11 protein-coding genes and 1 pseudogene are annotated in these 13,966 nt (G+C 54.6%); 5 read left to right on the top strand and 7 right to left on the bottom strand.

The features are described 5' to 3' along the window. Nucleotides 1-120 precede the first annotated feature (120 nt). From fraB to AC007G_RS25410, 3 genes are all read left to right on the top strand, one after another. Complete coding sequence (gene fraB, locus AC007G_RS25400; protein ID WP_085956082.1) at nt 121-1,098, top strand: 6-phosphofructose-aspartate deglycase; 978 nt, start codon at nt 121-123, stop codon at nt 1,096-1,098. A gap of 63 nt (nt 1,099-1,161) precedes the next feature. Further along, nucleotides 1,162-2,007, top strand: a complete 846-nt coding sequence (locus AC007G_RS25405; RefSeq protein WP_016947010.1) for a fructoselysine 6-kinase — start codon at nt 1,162-1,164, stop codon at nt 2,005-2,007. 61 nt (nt 2,008-2,068) lie between these two features. Beyond that, nucleotides 2,069-3,388: an anaerobic C4-dicarboxylate transporter family protein gene (locus AC007G_RS25410; protein ID WP_016947011.1), complete on the top strand. Its 1,320-nt coding sequence runs from the start codon at nt 2,069-2,071 to the stop codon at nt 3,386-3,388. A gap of 246 nt (nt 3,389-3,634) precedes the next feature. Here the strand turns inward: AC007G_RS25410 and AC007G_RS25415 are convergent, their stop codons facing one another. Beyond that, nucleotides 3,635-4,603 (bottom strand): IS5 family transposase, encoded by a 969-nt coding sequence (locus AC007G_RS25415; RefSeq protein WP_072206565.1) that lies wholly within the window; start codon nt 4,601-4,603, stop codon nt 3,635-3,637. A gap of 186 nt (nt 4,604-4,789) precedes the next feature. Between AC007G_RS25415 and tnpB the strand changes: the two genes are divergently transcribed. Then, nucleotides 4,790-5,137, top strand: a complete 348-nt coding sequence (gene tnpB / locus AC007G_RS25420; RefSeq protein WP_479466716.1) for an IS66 family insertion sequence element accessory protein TnpB — start codon at nt 4,790-4,792, stop codon at nt 5,135-5,137. Between the two features lie 49 nt (nt 5,138-5,186). Further along, nucleotides 5,187-6,113: pseudogene (gene tnpC / locus AC007G_RS25425) on the top strand (IS66 family transposase); the annotation flags it as partial. A 1,065-nt stretch (nt 6,114-7,178) separates the two neighbouring features. Here tnpC and AC007G_RS25430 read toward each other — a convergent pair. From AC007G_RS25430 to AC007G_RS25455, 6 genes are all read right to left on the bottom strand, one after another. Next, nucleotides 7,179-7,676: a RepA family replication protein gene (locus tag AC007G_RS25430; protein ID WP_159041655.1), complete on the bottom strand. Its 498-nt coding sequence runs from the start codon at nt 7,674-7,676 to the stop codon at nt 7,179-7,181. 708 nt (nt 7,677-8,384) lie between these two features. Beyond that, the gene (locus tag AC007G_RS25435) at nt 8,385-8,636 is read right to left on the bottom strand and encodes a hypothetical protein (RefSeq protein WP_064357964.1); all 252 of its coding nucleotides are present in this window, start codon (nt 8,634-8,636) and stop codon (nt 8,385-8,387) included. 11 nt (nt 8,637-8,647) lie between these two features. Further along, complete coding sequence (locus tag AC007G_RS25440) at nt 8,648-9,181, bottom strand: phospholipase D family nuclease (protein WP_096807525.1); 534 nt, start codon at nt 9,179-9,181, stop codon at nt 8,648-8,650. 45 nt (nt 9,182-9,226) lie between these two features. Continuing rightward, nucleotides 9,227-11,419, bottom strand: coding sequence for an F-type conjugative transfer protein TrbC (gene trbC, locus AC007G_RS25445; protein ID WP_064357960.1), 2,193 nt, complete (start codon nt 11,417-11,419; stop codon nt 9,227-9,229). 1 nt (nt 11,420) lies between these two features. Next, entirely contained in the window at nt 11,421-12,512 is a 1,092-nt protein-coding gene (locus AC007G_RS25450; protein WP_064357959.1) for a thioredoxin fold domain-containing protein, read from the bottom strand. Nucleotides 12,513-12,522: 10 nt separating this feature from the next. Further along, nucleotides 12,523-13,941: a secretion/conjugation apparatus DotM-related subunit gene (locus AC007G_RS25455; RefSeq protein WP_071887238.1), complete on the bottom strand. Its 1,419-nt coding sequence runs from the start codon at nt 13,939-13,941 to the stop codon at nt 12,523-12,525. Nucleotides 13,942-13,966: the final 25 nt, after the last annotated feature.

Genomic DNA, 13,966 nt, shown 5'->3' on the forward strand with positions numbered 1-13,966 from the left:
CATCGGCTCTCGTTGATCTAAATGTATTCAAATGCTATACAATTTAAATGATACATTTAGATACATTGAATGGCGCGCTACCGTCACGCAGTTCGCGTCAGAAACGACCCAAGGGGAAATGTGATGAGTATTAAAGAAATCATTAGCGGCATTGTGGAGAACAAAACGGAGAAGGGCGGGATCACGCACGTGTACTACGTCGCCTGTGGCGGCTCGTATGCAGCGTTCTACCCGGCCAAAGCCTTCCTGGAAAAAGAAGCCGCCAAAGTCACCGTCGGGTTGTACAACAGCGGCGAATTTATTAATAACCCGCCCGTGGCGCTGGGCGACAACGCCGTGGTGGTGGTGGCGTCCCACAAAGGCAACACCCCGGAAACCATCAAAGCGGCCGAGCTGGCCCAAAGCCGTGGCGTGCCGGTCATCGGCCTGACCTGGGTGACAGATTCCCCGCTGGTGGCGCACTGCGACTTTGTAGAGACCTACAGCTTTGGCGACGGTAAAGATATCGCCGAAGAGAAAACCCTCAAGGGCCTGATTACTGCCGTAGAAATCCTTAACCAGACAGAAGGGTACGCCCACTATGAGGATTTCCAGGATGGCCTGAGTAAAATTAACCGCATCGTTTACCGCGCCTGGGATCATTTGCAGAACCGAGCGCAGGCGTTCGCCAGGGAGTACAAAGACGACAAAGTCATCTACACCATGGCGAGCGGCGCAGGCTACGGTGCGGCCTATTTGCAGAGCATCTGTATCTTCATGGAAATGCAGTGGATCCACTCCGCCTGCATCCACAGCGGCGAGTTCTTCCACGGTCCGTTTGAAATCACCGATGCCAACACGCCGTTCTTCTTTCAGTTCTCCGAAGGCAGCACCCGCGCGGTGGATGAACGCGCCCTGAACTTCCTGAAAAAATATGGCCGCCGCATCGAAGTGGTGGACGCGAAAGAGCTGGGGCTTTCTACCATCAGGCCGACGGTAATCGACTACTTCAACCATTCGCTGTTCAACAACGTTTACCCGGTTTATAACCGCGCGCTGGCTGCGATCCGCCAGCATCCGTTAACGACCCGTCGCTATATGTGGAAGGTCGAATATTAATCACACCAGGACTTGAAGCATGGGCAGGGACGCCCGGTTTATCGCTATTAACAAGGATCAATGATGGACATTAAGGTGATTGGCATTGGTGATAATGTCGTTGATAAATATCTTCATTCCGGCGTGATGTACCCCGGCGGCAACGCTCTGAATTACGCGGTGTATGCCCGGCTGGCGGGCAACAAAAGCGCATTTCTCGGGGCATTCGGTAATGACGCCGCTGCCCGGCACGTGCAGGATGCCCTGCAGGAGTTGCAGGTTGATATTCAGCGATGTCGGCATTACGACGGTGAAAACGGTTATGCCTGTATCCGTCTGGTAGAGGGCGACAGGGAATTTGTTACCAGCAATAAAAACGGCGTATTACGGGAAAATCCGCTGCAATTATCAGATGACGATCTCGATTATATTTCCCGGTTCGATGCGGTGCACTCCAGTATTAATGGTTTCCTGGAAACGGAATTAGAAAAAATAAAACAACTTAACGTCACGTTGTCGTTTGATTTTTCCGGGCGCGGTACCGATGACTATTTTAGACAGGTTTGTCCGTGGGTGGATTACGGTTTTATTTCCTGCGGTGCGCTATCGGTCGAAGAAGCTATTACTAAAATTCATACAATTTACGATTACGGCTGTAAACATGTTATCGCCACGCGCGGACATGAACAAGTCTATTACTATGCCGGAAACGAACTTATTGAATGGCAGCCTGTTTATATTCAGCCCGTCGATACGCTCGGCGCAGGCGATGCCTTTTTAACCGGTTTTATGCTCTCCATTCTGGCAGGCGGTAAAGCACCAGCGGAACGCGACGATATTATTCGCGCCATGTCGGCGGGGGGGAAATCAGCGGGCCAGGTTTTACATCATTACGGCGCGTTTGGTTTTGGTAAATCCTATTCCGGCTAACCACATCTCACTGATTATATAAAAACATAACTGGCATTCACTCCATTATCCGGGAGGAAGTATGTTCTGGACAGAATTGTGTTTTATCCTTATCGCCCTGATGTTTGGCGCTCGTATCGGCGGCGTATTTTTAGGTATGGTTGGCGGTCTTGGCGTCGGCGTTCTGGTCTTTGGTTTTGGGCTGACGCCCTCATCCCCCCCCATCGACGTTATTTTAATTATTCTCTCGGTAGTATTAGCAGCATCGTCATTACAGGCCTCCGGCGGACTGACTCTATTAGTCCGGCTGGCGGAAAAAATGCTGCGTCGCCACCCGCGCTATATTACGCTTCTGGCGCCGTTTATCTGCTATATCTTCACCTTTATGTCCGGCACCGGCCACGTGGTATATAGCCTGCTGCCGGTGATCTCCGAAGTGGCGCGGGATTCCGGCATTCGTCCCGAGCGTCCGCTGTCGATTTCCGTCATCGCTTCGCAACAGGCGATTACCGCCAGCCCAATTTCTGCGGCAATGGCAGCGATGATTGGCCTGATGGCGCCGTTCGGCATCTCCATCTCCACCATCATGATGATTTGCGTTCCGGCAACGCTGATTGGCGTGGCGACGGGAGCGCTCGCCACCTTTAATAAAGGTAAAGAGCTGAAAGACGATCCGGAATACCAGCGTCGCCTGGCAGAAGGTCTGCTCAAGCCTAACGGTAAAGCGGAGCTCAGCACGGAAATCGCGCCACACGCCAAACTCTCGGTGCTGCTGTTCCTGAGCGGCGCGGTGGTGATTGTCCTGCTGGGGCTGGTCCCGGGCCTGCGTCCGATGGTTGAAACCGCGAAGGGGCTGCAGCCGCTGTCAATGTCGGCGGCGATCCAGATTGTGATGCTCTCCTTCGCCTGCCTGATTGTGCTGCTGTGCCGCCCGCCGGTGGATCAGATCCTCAGCGGCAGCGTGTTCCGCGCCGGCGCGCTGGCTATTGTCTGCGCCTTTGGCCTGGCGTGGATGAGTGAAACCTTCGTCAGCAGCCATATCGACCTGATCAAATCGGAAGTGCAGGTGGTGCTGCAGGAGCATACCTGGCTTATCGCCATCATGATGTTCTTTGTCTCGGCGATGGTCAGCAGCCAGGCGGCGACCACCCTGATCCTGCTGCCGCTGGGGCTGGCGCTTGGGCTCCCGGCGTATGCGCTGATTGGCTCCTGGCCTGCGGTAAACGGCTACTTCTTTATCCCCGTGGCGGGACAGTGCCTCGCGGCGCTGGCCTTCGACGATACCGGCACCACCCGCATCGGCAAATACGTGCTTAACCACAGCTTTATGCGTCCGGGACTGGTGAACGTGATTGTCTCGGTGGCGATGGGCCTGATGATTGGCAAGATGATATTAGGCTGACTTTGTTCCTCGGCCCGCTTGTTCCAAGGGCCGTTTTTTATATCCTTTCGCGCCAAAGCCGTGCTAAAAGTCCATGATTACCTACTGAGACGCATTATGGCGCGATACCCTGTCCGGCAATAATTCTGGTGCAGCGATGTACTGCTCTGGCTTGAAGTGAGTGATGTTGAAGATATTTGTACCAGTAGATGGCTTTGTTGAATAAATCAGATTTCGGGTAAGTCTCCCCCGTAGCGGGTTGTGTTTTCAGGCAATACGCACGCTTTCAGGCATACCTGCTTTCGTCATTTTGTTCAGCGCTCGTACCAGGGCCATAGCCTCCGCAACCTGACCATCGTAGTCACGCAGCGTCAGTGAACCCCCGAACAGCTGTTTTACCCGGTACATCGCCGTTTCCGCTATCGAGCGACGGTTGTAATCTGTTGTCCATTTCCACCGCGCATTACTCCCGGTCATTCGCTGATTAGCCACTGCACGGTTACGGTCTGCATATTCACCGGGCCAGTAACCCGCGCCTTTTCGGGGTGGGATAAGCGCGCTGATTTTCTTACGCCGCAGTTCATCGTGACAGAGCCGGGTGTCGTAAGCGCCGTCTGCCGATGCTGCCCTGATTTTTCTGTGAGTCTGCCGGATAAGACCCGGGAAGGCTTCTGAGTCCGTCACATTGTTCAGCGACAGGTCTGCACAGATGATTTCATGTGTGTTGCTGTCAACTGCCAGATGCAACTTTCGCCATATACGACGGCGTTCTTTGCCGTGTTTTTTGACTTTCCATTCGCCTTCACCAAAGACCTTCAGCCCGGTGGAATCAACCACCAGATGCGCGATTTCACCCCGGGTGAACGTTTTGAAACTGACATTAACCGACTTTGCGCGCTTGCTGACACTGGTGTAATCCGGGCAGCGCAACGGAACATTCATCAGTGTAAAAATGGAATCAATAAAACCCTGTGCAGCCCGCAGGGTCAACCTGAACACGCGTTTAATGACCAGAACGGTGGTGATGGCGAGATCAGAATAGCGCTGAGGTCTTCCCCGTGATGAAGGCGTTGCCGACTCATACCAGGCCTGAATAGCTTCATCATCCAGCCAGAAAGTTATGGAGCCACGGTTGATGAGGGCTTTATTGTAGGTGGGCCAGTTGGTGATTTTGAACTTTTGTTTTGCCACGGAACGGTCTGCGTTGTCGGGAAGATGCGTGATCTGATCCTTCAACTCAGCAAAAGTTCGATTTATTCAACAAAGCCCTCTTGATGCCACCACCGTACCGCCAGAACAGTACGCAGAGGCTCCTGAGCCCCTCAGTATCAGCTGTGAAGTAACGTTCCGGCACGGAACACTTCGCCTCAACGGCACTCTCAGCGAAAAACTTCTGACCCTGCTGATACAGGAACTGAAGCGATGATACCGTTACCTTCAGGAACCAAAATCTGGCTCGTTGCCGGCATCACCGACATGCGCAACGGCTTCAATGGCCTCGCCGCAAAGATACAGACGACGCTGAAAGATGACCCGATGTCCGGCCACGTCTTCATCTTCCGGGGACGCAGCGGCAGCCAGGTAAAACTGCTCTGGTCCACTGGCGACGGACTGTGTCTGCTGACCAAACGACTGGAGCGCAGCCGCTTCGCCTGGCCGTCGGCCCGCGATGGCAAAGTGTTCCTGACCCCGGCACAGCTGGCGATGCTGATGGAAGGTATCGACTGGCGACAACCTAAACGGCTGCTGACATCCCTGACCATGCTGTAAATCTCTTTATCCTGGTTGTTGCTGAATAAGCCTGGTAAAATACGGGCTTATGAACGACACCTCTTCTGACGACATCCTTCTGCTGAAACAGCGCCTGGCCGAACAGGAAGCGCTGAACCGTGCCTTGCTGGAAAAACTGGCCGATCGTGAACGCGAAATAGACCACCTGCAGGCGCAGCTGGATAAACTCCGCCGGATGAACTTCGGCAGCCGTTCCGAAAAAGTATCCCGTCGTATTGCACAGATGGAAGCTGACCTGAAGGCGCTTCAGAAAGAAAGCGATACGCTGACCGGTCGGGTGGATGACCCGGCAGTGCAGCGCCCGCTGCGTCAGACCCGCACCCGCAAACCGTTCCCGGAGTCACTCCCTCGTGACGAAAAACGACTGCTGCCGGCAACGACATGCTGTCCGGACTGTGGCGGTGCGTTGAGCTACCTGGGTGAGGATGCAGCCGAACAGCTGGAGCTGATGCGCAGCGCCTTCCGGGTTATCCGGACAATACGTGAAAAGCATGCCTGCACTCAGTGCGATGCCATCGTGCAGGCTCCCGCCCCTTCGCGACCCATCGAACGGGGTATCGCAGGGCCGGGGCTGCTGGCCCGTGTGCTAACCTCAAAATATGCAGAGCACACACCGCTGTATCGGCAGTCTGAAATATACGGCCGCCAGGGCGTGGAGCTGAGTCGCTCGCTGCTGTCGGGCTGGGTGGATGCATGTTGTCGGTTGTTGTCACCGCTGGAAGAGGCACTTCAGGACTATGTCCTGACGGACGGCAAGCTCCACGCCGATGACACGCCCGTCCCGGTACTGTTGCCAGGTAACAAGAAAACGAAGACCGGGCGGTTGTGGACGTACGTTCGCGACGACCGCAACGCCGGGTCAGCGCTGGCTCCGGCCGTGTGGTTCGCTTACTCACCGGACAGAAAAGGCATCCATCCGCAGACGCATCTGTCCGGGTTCAACGGTGTGTTACGGGGTTTGAGGGCCAATGGAACGAGAACCTACGCTAAGGAGACAATTTATTGTTTAAATTGAAATTTAACGTTGAATAGCAGGCGGATACCTCCATTTATTCTTGACCAATTTTTGGGACTGACCGAATCCAAAAAGCCAGCCCCGGAGGGCTGGTTATTCAGTACAGGGCAATGAAAGGTATTAACCTGTAGGCTAATTTTGTTGGCGGTTATCGCAGCTACCCGGTCACTACCCTGTTAGTGTGAGTTTTCGTTCCACTGAGGAACGGGGATTGATGCGCGTCAGCGCATGTAAGGCGGCAGGATGAAACGACAGGTAGCACCGAGGGTTATCCGCCGATACCAATGAGGGATCGAAATGGATTGCCTATCAATTCCTTACCCTGAAAAGCCATAATCCACTAAAAGCGGCTCAGGGGCTTTTGTACGCGGTCGGAGTGGTCCCGACAAGGCGACAGCCGCAGTCGGGGCGTATCTCCGCGTTAGCGGGCCGGAGGGCCGCTTACGAGCGTGTACCAGACAACCGACCGCAGCACCACCCACAGCGATGAAGAAGAGTAGTTACAACACCCATCATTAAAAGCGACACTACTCCCGGCCTTCGGCCGGGGGCGGCGGCGCTTTTCAGTGGTGGGGAGGGGCTCCTGGCTTGCAAACCGGCGCTGGTTTTATGGTGAACTCCCTTTTGAATGCTGTAACTAATTTACTTCTCCGGTCGGGGCCCGTCGCGAAGCGATGGGAGCTACTTTTGAGGCGCTTGCGCCGATGTTTTTAAGTTATTCACTTTTTAAAGGGGATAACAGTAATGTCTTTTATTTGGTTTTATCTTTTATATTACGTAAGTAATTAAAAGATAAAACCGAAAGAGTAATTGCAGGATATCGTTGGCACTTCAACAGTACTTACCCACAACCTGTACCACACTTACTCCCGCTATCGGCAGGTAAACACGTAAAACCAGCCAACGGGGCATGCTGTTAACTAAAGGATTGTTCATTTTCCAGGCAGGGTTTTATTTATGGCGAGTGGGATCCCCGCCAGTCAAGGCGGTTCATACGCGGCCTTTTCAGGCCAGTACGGGGGGTTGGGAGAAATATTCCCGTTTACGCTGGCGAGCTACGTCGCGCCTGGCTTTCATTCGCGATAAACCGGCGGCGGCTTTGCGGGTCCAGTTCTCGACTCTGATGGCAATCAGGCGAATATCTCCCGACGAGATGACTTCATTCGGATCAGCCTCCAGTAGCCTGGCGCGTTCACGGTATGCCTGTTTCAGGGGAATTCCCAGAATGGCAAAGAACTCCTCAGTCACCTCTATGTGCTTACAGGCGCAACGGGCGTCATAAGGATTGAAGGGAGCTTTTTCTGTGATGATGGCATTAAGCCAGGAGAGGCGATCGCATCCGCGGCTGGCCCGGGAAATCGACTTATGACCGCCATCACTGCGCGTTGCCAGGCCTGCGCGTTCAGCCAGTGTTTCAAGGTTGTGCCGGATCTGCCAGTCCCGTAAATCAAGATCGTCGAGAATGGCCAGCATCAGCTCGCACAGCGTTTCAATGCCGTACATATTTGCTTCATTGACCCAGTATCTGTTATGCCGGATACGACGCCGCAGTTCTGCTTTGATTTTCTGACGGCCCGCAGGGGTGGCAAGTGACCTGATCCACCGGTTCAGGAACCGGCGGCGGCGACGAGAAGCCACGTTATAGCAAGGGGTCTGATTGGGTACGCCCGAAGGACGAGCTTTAAGATGAAGACCTGTTTCAGTCACACCCGCCCGGACTTATGGCGAGTAGGGGTTGTGTTAGAATATGCATTTGCTATAATCCTTCACAGGCCAGCGCCTGCTTTTGGACCCCCTGATTTCTGAATCTCCCGCCAAGTTGATAGCAGATTTCAGGGGGTTTTTGCATTCAGGGGCCGTAAATTCGTCATCCCTTCCCTTTGGACGCTATTCCGGGAACGTCCCACCCAAGTAATTCCTACAAACCGTTGTAAACTACCATGTTGCGTAGCAAGGATCAATTTATAAAAGGAGATCCGTGAATGATCGCTCACAATAAAATCACGCATATATGCAATATATGACATAATCGCATATATATGATTTTTCACAAAAAAACCTGCATCACTAAGTCCTAAACGCATTCAAGATCGTATTGAAGTCCCTGTTTCTATAGGCAAGTCAGTGTACCACCTGCCGATAGCATCCCTGTGTGTTGTAACACTATCAGACCATAAAAAAAGGCCGCCTGAATAATCAGACGGCCTAAGGTTATTTTTTTTCTGCGGATGTTCCTTTTAACTGTTCGGCGAAAGCCAGACACTCAGACAGCCAGAATTGCCTTGTCTTCCCCTTTAACAGACTTACCGGTGCCGGTAATGTTATTTCTCGGAAAATATTGGTAGTGGCTGCCGCGACGCCTAGTTCATGCTCAGGTACACCCAGCATGAGCGCAAACTCGCGCGTCGTGATTTGTACATCGTTATCGCGGCGGGCTTTTTTTCTTTGTGTGTTTTCAGACATAACAGCCTTTGTTAATACGTCGATTTCCAGTCACGTCCCGTGTCCCAGCGGGACTGCCAGTGTTCCAGATAGACGCTGGCCACCTGTGGCATATCATTCAGAACCAGCACATTTTCTGAATTCGAATACTCCGCAGCTTTACTGAAGTTGAATGAGCCGGTTTCAACCGTGTTCTGGTCGATGATAATGACTTTGTCATGGTGGATTTTATAGGCATCCGTCAGACGCACGTTCACGCCGGCATTCACCAGGATATTGAGTGCCGCTTTCGAATATTTGTTCTGGTTTTCTCTATTATCCAGGATGACTTTAACGTCCACACCACGCCGGCTGGCGGACGCCAAGGCTTTCGCAATATCCGCAGCGGTAAAGTTGTATCCCATCATACGGACGGACTCACGGGCATGATGGATGGTGCTGAGCACCAGTTCCCGGGCGGTCCCTTCCGGGCTGAAACCGACCTGCACGGAAGGAGCGGCGATCGCTGACAGGGACGAAGAGAGTGTGGTGGCCATTACGGCCGCCACCACTATTTTTTTTAACATGGGGATACCTTTCATGATGTGGCCACCGGGACAGGCAGCCGAAGATCAGTAAACGAAACCGTCAACCTGTTGAGTGACGGCCGACTGGTGAATGTGCTGGTATTTTTCCAATTCATCCTTTTTGACGGACAGTTTTTCCGGCTCCGGGTATTCGACGCTGTAACGGCCCCGGGTCTCGGTCAGTACCGAGGCGGCGAGGCTGAGCAGCTGCGTCGCGCGCCGGACTGTATCGGGGGGCACGGGGGAGACTTCGTCGAAATACATGGCTTCATCGGCAATGGCATACAGCACGCCATCCTGAATGATCATGCTGTCAGGGGCGTGTCTGATGTTGTCGTTTTTCACGATGGCCATAATGCGGTTGATACTGGCCGGACGAGGGCGGTCACGGCGGACTTTTGCCGGCAGCAGGTGAGACAGGCTGTCATACGTTGGCCATTCCACCTCAACAAACCGGTTGATGCGGACGTCCTTGTCGGTGATTTTGTCGTCATCCGCGATGTACAGGGCGTTGTTCCGGATGACGGCCCCTTTGAAGACCGTGGCCTGCTCCCCCTGGTTTAAAGCCTGCAGTTCATCAAAGGGCAGTTTCGGTTTCTCCTGGACCGTAACGCGCCCGGTATCGGCATAGCTCCCCCCAATCGCGCCGGCGCGGTATTCCATACTGTCCTGAATGGCCTGGTATTCCATCCCGGCTGATTTCGCGGCGAACTCTGCGGTTTCAGTTGGATCGATGATGGTCCCGAAGATGCGGGTGAACATGTTGCCGAGCAGCGTCCAGAGCTTATCCCCCACGGCCGTTTTGAGCTTCTGCAGGTCCTGACCTGCCAGAACGAGCGCATAGCCGAGGGAGCGGACCTGGGTGGCCAGCTGACCGATGGTATCGGAGTAGTACGAACCGACCTCATCTGCCAGCCATAAAAAGGGAAAGCGGTCCCTGAATTTTTTGATAACCAGTATGTCTTCCGCTTTCCCCTCCATCCTTTCGCCCAGGTCCTGGCTCAGGATCATCGCCAGCTGGGAGGTTGTCAGCCGCCCCAACGTGAGCGCTTCTGACGCGGATAGCTCCAGTGCCGGGATAAGGATGACGAGAATACGGTCATTGTGGACCACATCCCGCAGGTCAATATCGCCGGCGCCGGATGAAAACACGTGGCCATAGGTATCGCTGAAGAGTGACAGCATACGGTTGTACTGGCTCGTCAGATAACCATGCTGGTTACGCGCCTCCTGCGACCACTCTGATGGCTTGGTGATCAGGCTCATATCAAAGCCCGGCACGCTGGTTGAGAGATAATTACGCAGCCCGGTTCGAATTTCTTCGTGCCATTCCTCAGCTTCAGCCTGCAGATAGAGCTCCGCGAACTTATCCAGGGAGAGGTACTCCTGGATCAGCCGCTGCGACATCACCTTTTGTTCCTTGCGGCTTTTGTAAATCAGGGCCTTTGTCAGGACCTGGTTCATCCCCTTGGCTTTCTCCTGCCAGGTACGGTCGTTGCCGGCTTCCGGCATCATGGAATCCATCAGCTGCGTGATGTAGGTTTCCTGGGCCAGCGCAAACGGGTTCGTGTTATTGGACTGCTGGCGTGATTTGTCATTCTCCAGCAGGCGCTGAGAGCGGCTCTGGCCGCCGGTGATGTAGTTCAGCAACCGCAGATCGTCTTCACGGCCAAAGCGGCGGGACAGGGAGGCGACAGCAAACCAGACGTCATTCTGGGCCTTACCGTCAGAGAAGATCAGCCCTTTCGCCCAACACAGTGCATTTAACACAAAACCAAGCAACATCTCGGTTTTGCCGGCACCGGTGGTGGCCATAAGAATGAGATGGCGCGTCAGGTCATCCATGCGCAGCCATATCTCACGGCCGCCATCGAGCGTGCGTTCGTATCCGGTATAGAACACGCCCGCCGCCTTTTCCATATGCCGGTTAAGCTTAGTGACGGGCAGAAAGCCCAGCAGTTTGCCGGGTCGCATGGTTTCCGTTGACGGATCCAGCCTGTCCATGTCCATTGGCATCCTCGCCGGCATTCGGAATTCATTCAGCATGAACATCGGGACCCAGACCAGCATGACCGGAATGGCCGCCCACAGAAGGACAGGCCAGACTATTGCCGCACCAAATATGGCGATAATGGCGAGCAGCAGGGGGCCGGTGCGATACGCCATCTCTTCGACCATGCTCTGATGTACCTGACGCTGCAGCCGGGCGGCATCGACCGGTTTCTGCTTCTGTTGCATATCAGTTCTCCGCGTTGCTGTGCTCTGTCATGAAGGCGCGCAGGATGGCCGGATCTTTCATCGTTGACTGCGGTACATGGCGGCCGTCGTCGGCAATGACCCAGGGCGTGCCGGGGATACGGTATTGCCTGAACGCGACATCGTTAATGGCCAGCGCCTCGCCGGCGATTTTCCAGCGTTTATAATCGCGTTGTACCGGGGCTTCTTTTTGATCGTCACCGGTTTTCTTTTTGCCAATGGTGAGCATGCCCTCGTCAACCGAAAACAGTTTCTTCCAGGCCGCAGCGCGGTGCGCCGTCTCCAGATACAGGACAGACTGGATTTTCCGGACAGATTTCTCTTTACCAATCGCAGAGACGGGGAAGACCACCACGTTGTATTCATTACCTAATGCTTCGACGACCGGCTCCCAGTTTTTGCAGTTAGGGCACTCCGGATCGGCAAAAACGTACAGTGTCCGTTCGTGTCCGGAAGACAGGGGGACGGTGAAATAGCCGCGGCCTGCTGCTTTCTGCAGGTTCTGCATAATGTGTGGGCTCAGCGTTTCCTGACTGGCCACGGAAACCGGCCGGGTTGCTGAGGGCCGGACAGGGGAAGCTGTCGGCATCGGCTGGCCATTGTCGGCATTCGGTGTTGTGTGGTTGCCAAAATAGGGATTACCCGGCGCAGGGTTGCGCAGCTCCGGTAGTCCCTGGAAGCGCGGTGCGGCTGTTTCCGCCGTGGCATTCTGGGGCTCTTCCTGTCCGAACGGCGGCATGCCCGCTGAGGGTGTTGCAGGCGCAAAACGCCAGACGGCAAAACAGCTAACCAGCAGCGCCGCCGCGGGCAGGAGGGTGTTCTTCCACTTTATTTTCGGCTTACGATCGCTGAGTACCCGTGTAATGACAGACAGCAGTTGTTCTGCCTCTTTGTAGTCCAGCGCCCGGTATACCGGATGGCTACTGTCGGTATTCAGGCTGACCATCAGCGTGCCCCCTTCGATCCAGAAACTCGGGTCCTCACTCACATTGAGGGAAAAAATCGGTGTGTCGTCATTCAGTGAAGCAATCAGGTGATTACCGGAGATACGGGCATTAAATGTCGGAGTCATCATCGTTGGGGCCTTATATAAAAGCAGGTTCATCGTCGTCCGTCGCCTCACAGGCTGCGGCGTCATGTGATACGTGAGGTGTGGTTACGGTCGATACGGCAGCTGAGGCGGTATCAGTGAGGGGGGGAGTGGACGGCCCGGTGTGTCTCCCGGCGTCCTGGTCGGGATGCGCCTCCGCTGCAGCAGCATTATCTTCAGGCTGTTCTGCTTCTGCAGGTTCCGGTTCATCGCCCTGGAGGTCAGTAAAGCTGTCCTGGCTGAGCGTCGGGGGTAACCAGTCAGGTGCTTTCTTCCGGCGTTCGGTTTTTTTCACGCGTCGCTCATGCACCAGACCCAGCCCTTCCAGCTCGTACTGCAGCCCGTCGATGGCGGATTCGACATAATCGATCTGCAATGGCAGCTTCTCTTTTCGTACCACGATTTCAAAACGCGTCTGAGCAATGACGCCTGCCCCCTCCACAAACACGCTGGCGGTATCGGCACCGTGCAGGGCATACCAGAGCGTGCGATCGATGGGCTTCAGCCAGAGATACTGTGACGGCGGCAGGCGAATATCGTGGCCCAGCAGGCCGCTGAGAGCCGTTCTGACGTACTGGTGTGTGGCATGGATTTCTTTCATCCCCTCCGCCTGCCAGACCGTCAGAAAGGCTTTTTCTGCTCGGGAAAAATCAGGACGGTACAGATTTTTCGTGCGCTTACGTTCTTTACGGTTGCGCGGGAGGCAGCTGCGGTTCAGATCATCCAGCAGTTTTTTGGCAGCCTTACGGTCATTCATCAACACCTGCAGGCCGAACACGGCAAACAGGGCTTTCTCATAATCCTGCAATGTGTCCGGAGAGGCAGACAACCGTGTACCCAGCTGAGAGATAAAAACGTCACGGGCTTTTTCTCGGTCCAGTATGCGCGAGGCGATAAGACCATGCCTGGCGGCGAACTCTTCCGGTTTTTCCGCCCAGCGGCGTTCCGGGCCGTCATCGTTCATTAACAGGTCCGGCGACCGGCTTTCTGCCAGCACCGGCACAATGGCCGGCGACCATTTGCTCATGATCTGCGGCAGCGTGTGGATATTGACGATACGCTTGCTCTTCATCGGCCGGGACGGATGGTTTTTGATGCCGACCAGCGCACTGATGGCGATGGGGAGAAGAAAAATCAGCAGGATGCCGGACGTTTCATTCATCACGGCGAACCAGTCATGCCAGGAGATAGACTGAGCGTGATTGCCGGTACGGGCCAGCAGTTTGATTTTTTCCGCGACCCAGGGATGGATACGCTGAAAATCGACCATCCCCCATAGCCAGTAGAGCAGCAGGCACGATACCCATACAAATTTACTGAACCACAGCCAGCAGATAATCACGAGGGCGGCAGGGATCAGCAGAAAGCCGTAGGCGTCATCATGGCCGGAAGCGGCCTGACGGTTCTGAGACATAGGGACCTCATTAATACGATAAGCG

It is taken from the genome of Klebsiella sp. CSG-1, from assembly GCF_056521145.1.

What these genes read in the sequence shown, in the direction of transcription:
- AC007G_RS25455 (WP_071887238.1), bottom strand. Translation starts at nt 13,941, where the DNA reads ATGTCTCAGAACCGTCAGGCCGCTTCCGGCCATGATGACGCCTACGGC.
- AC007G_RS25440 (WP_096807525.1), bottom strand. Translation starts at nt 9,181, where the DNA reads ATGTTAAAAAAAATAGTGGTGGCGGCCGTAATGGCCACCACACTCTCT.
- AC007G_RS25430 (WP_159041655.1), bottom strand. Translation starts at nt 7,676, where the DNA reads ATGTACGGCATTGAAACGCTGTGCGAGCTGATGCTGGCCATTCTCGAC.
- tnpB (WP_479466716.1), top strand. Translation starts at nt 4,790, where the DNA reads ATGATACCGTTACCTTCAGGAACCAAAATCTGGCTCGTTGCCGGCATC.
- AC007G_RS25410 (WP_016947011.1), top strand. Translation starts at nt 2,069, where the DNA reads ATGTTCTGGACAGAATTGTGTTTTATCCTTATCGCCCTGATGTTTGGC.
- AC007G_RS25405 (WP_016947010.1), top strand. Translation starts at nt 1,162, where the DNA reads ATGGACATTAAGGTGATTGGCATTGGTGATAATGTCGTTGATAAATAT.
- AC007G_RS25450 (WP_064357959.1), bottom strand. Translation starts at nt 12,512, where the DNA reads ATGATGACTCCGACATTTAATGCCCGTATCTCCGGTAATCACCTGATT.
- trbC (WP_064357960.1), bottom strand. Translation starts at nt 11,419, where the DNA reads ATGCAACAGAAGCAGAAACCGGTCGATGCCGCCCGGCTGCAGCGTCAG.
- AC007G_RS25435 (WP_064357964.1), bottom strand. Translation starts at nt 8,636, where the DNA reads ATGTCTGAAAACACACAAAGAAAAAAAGCCCGCCGCGATAACGATGTA.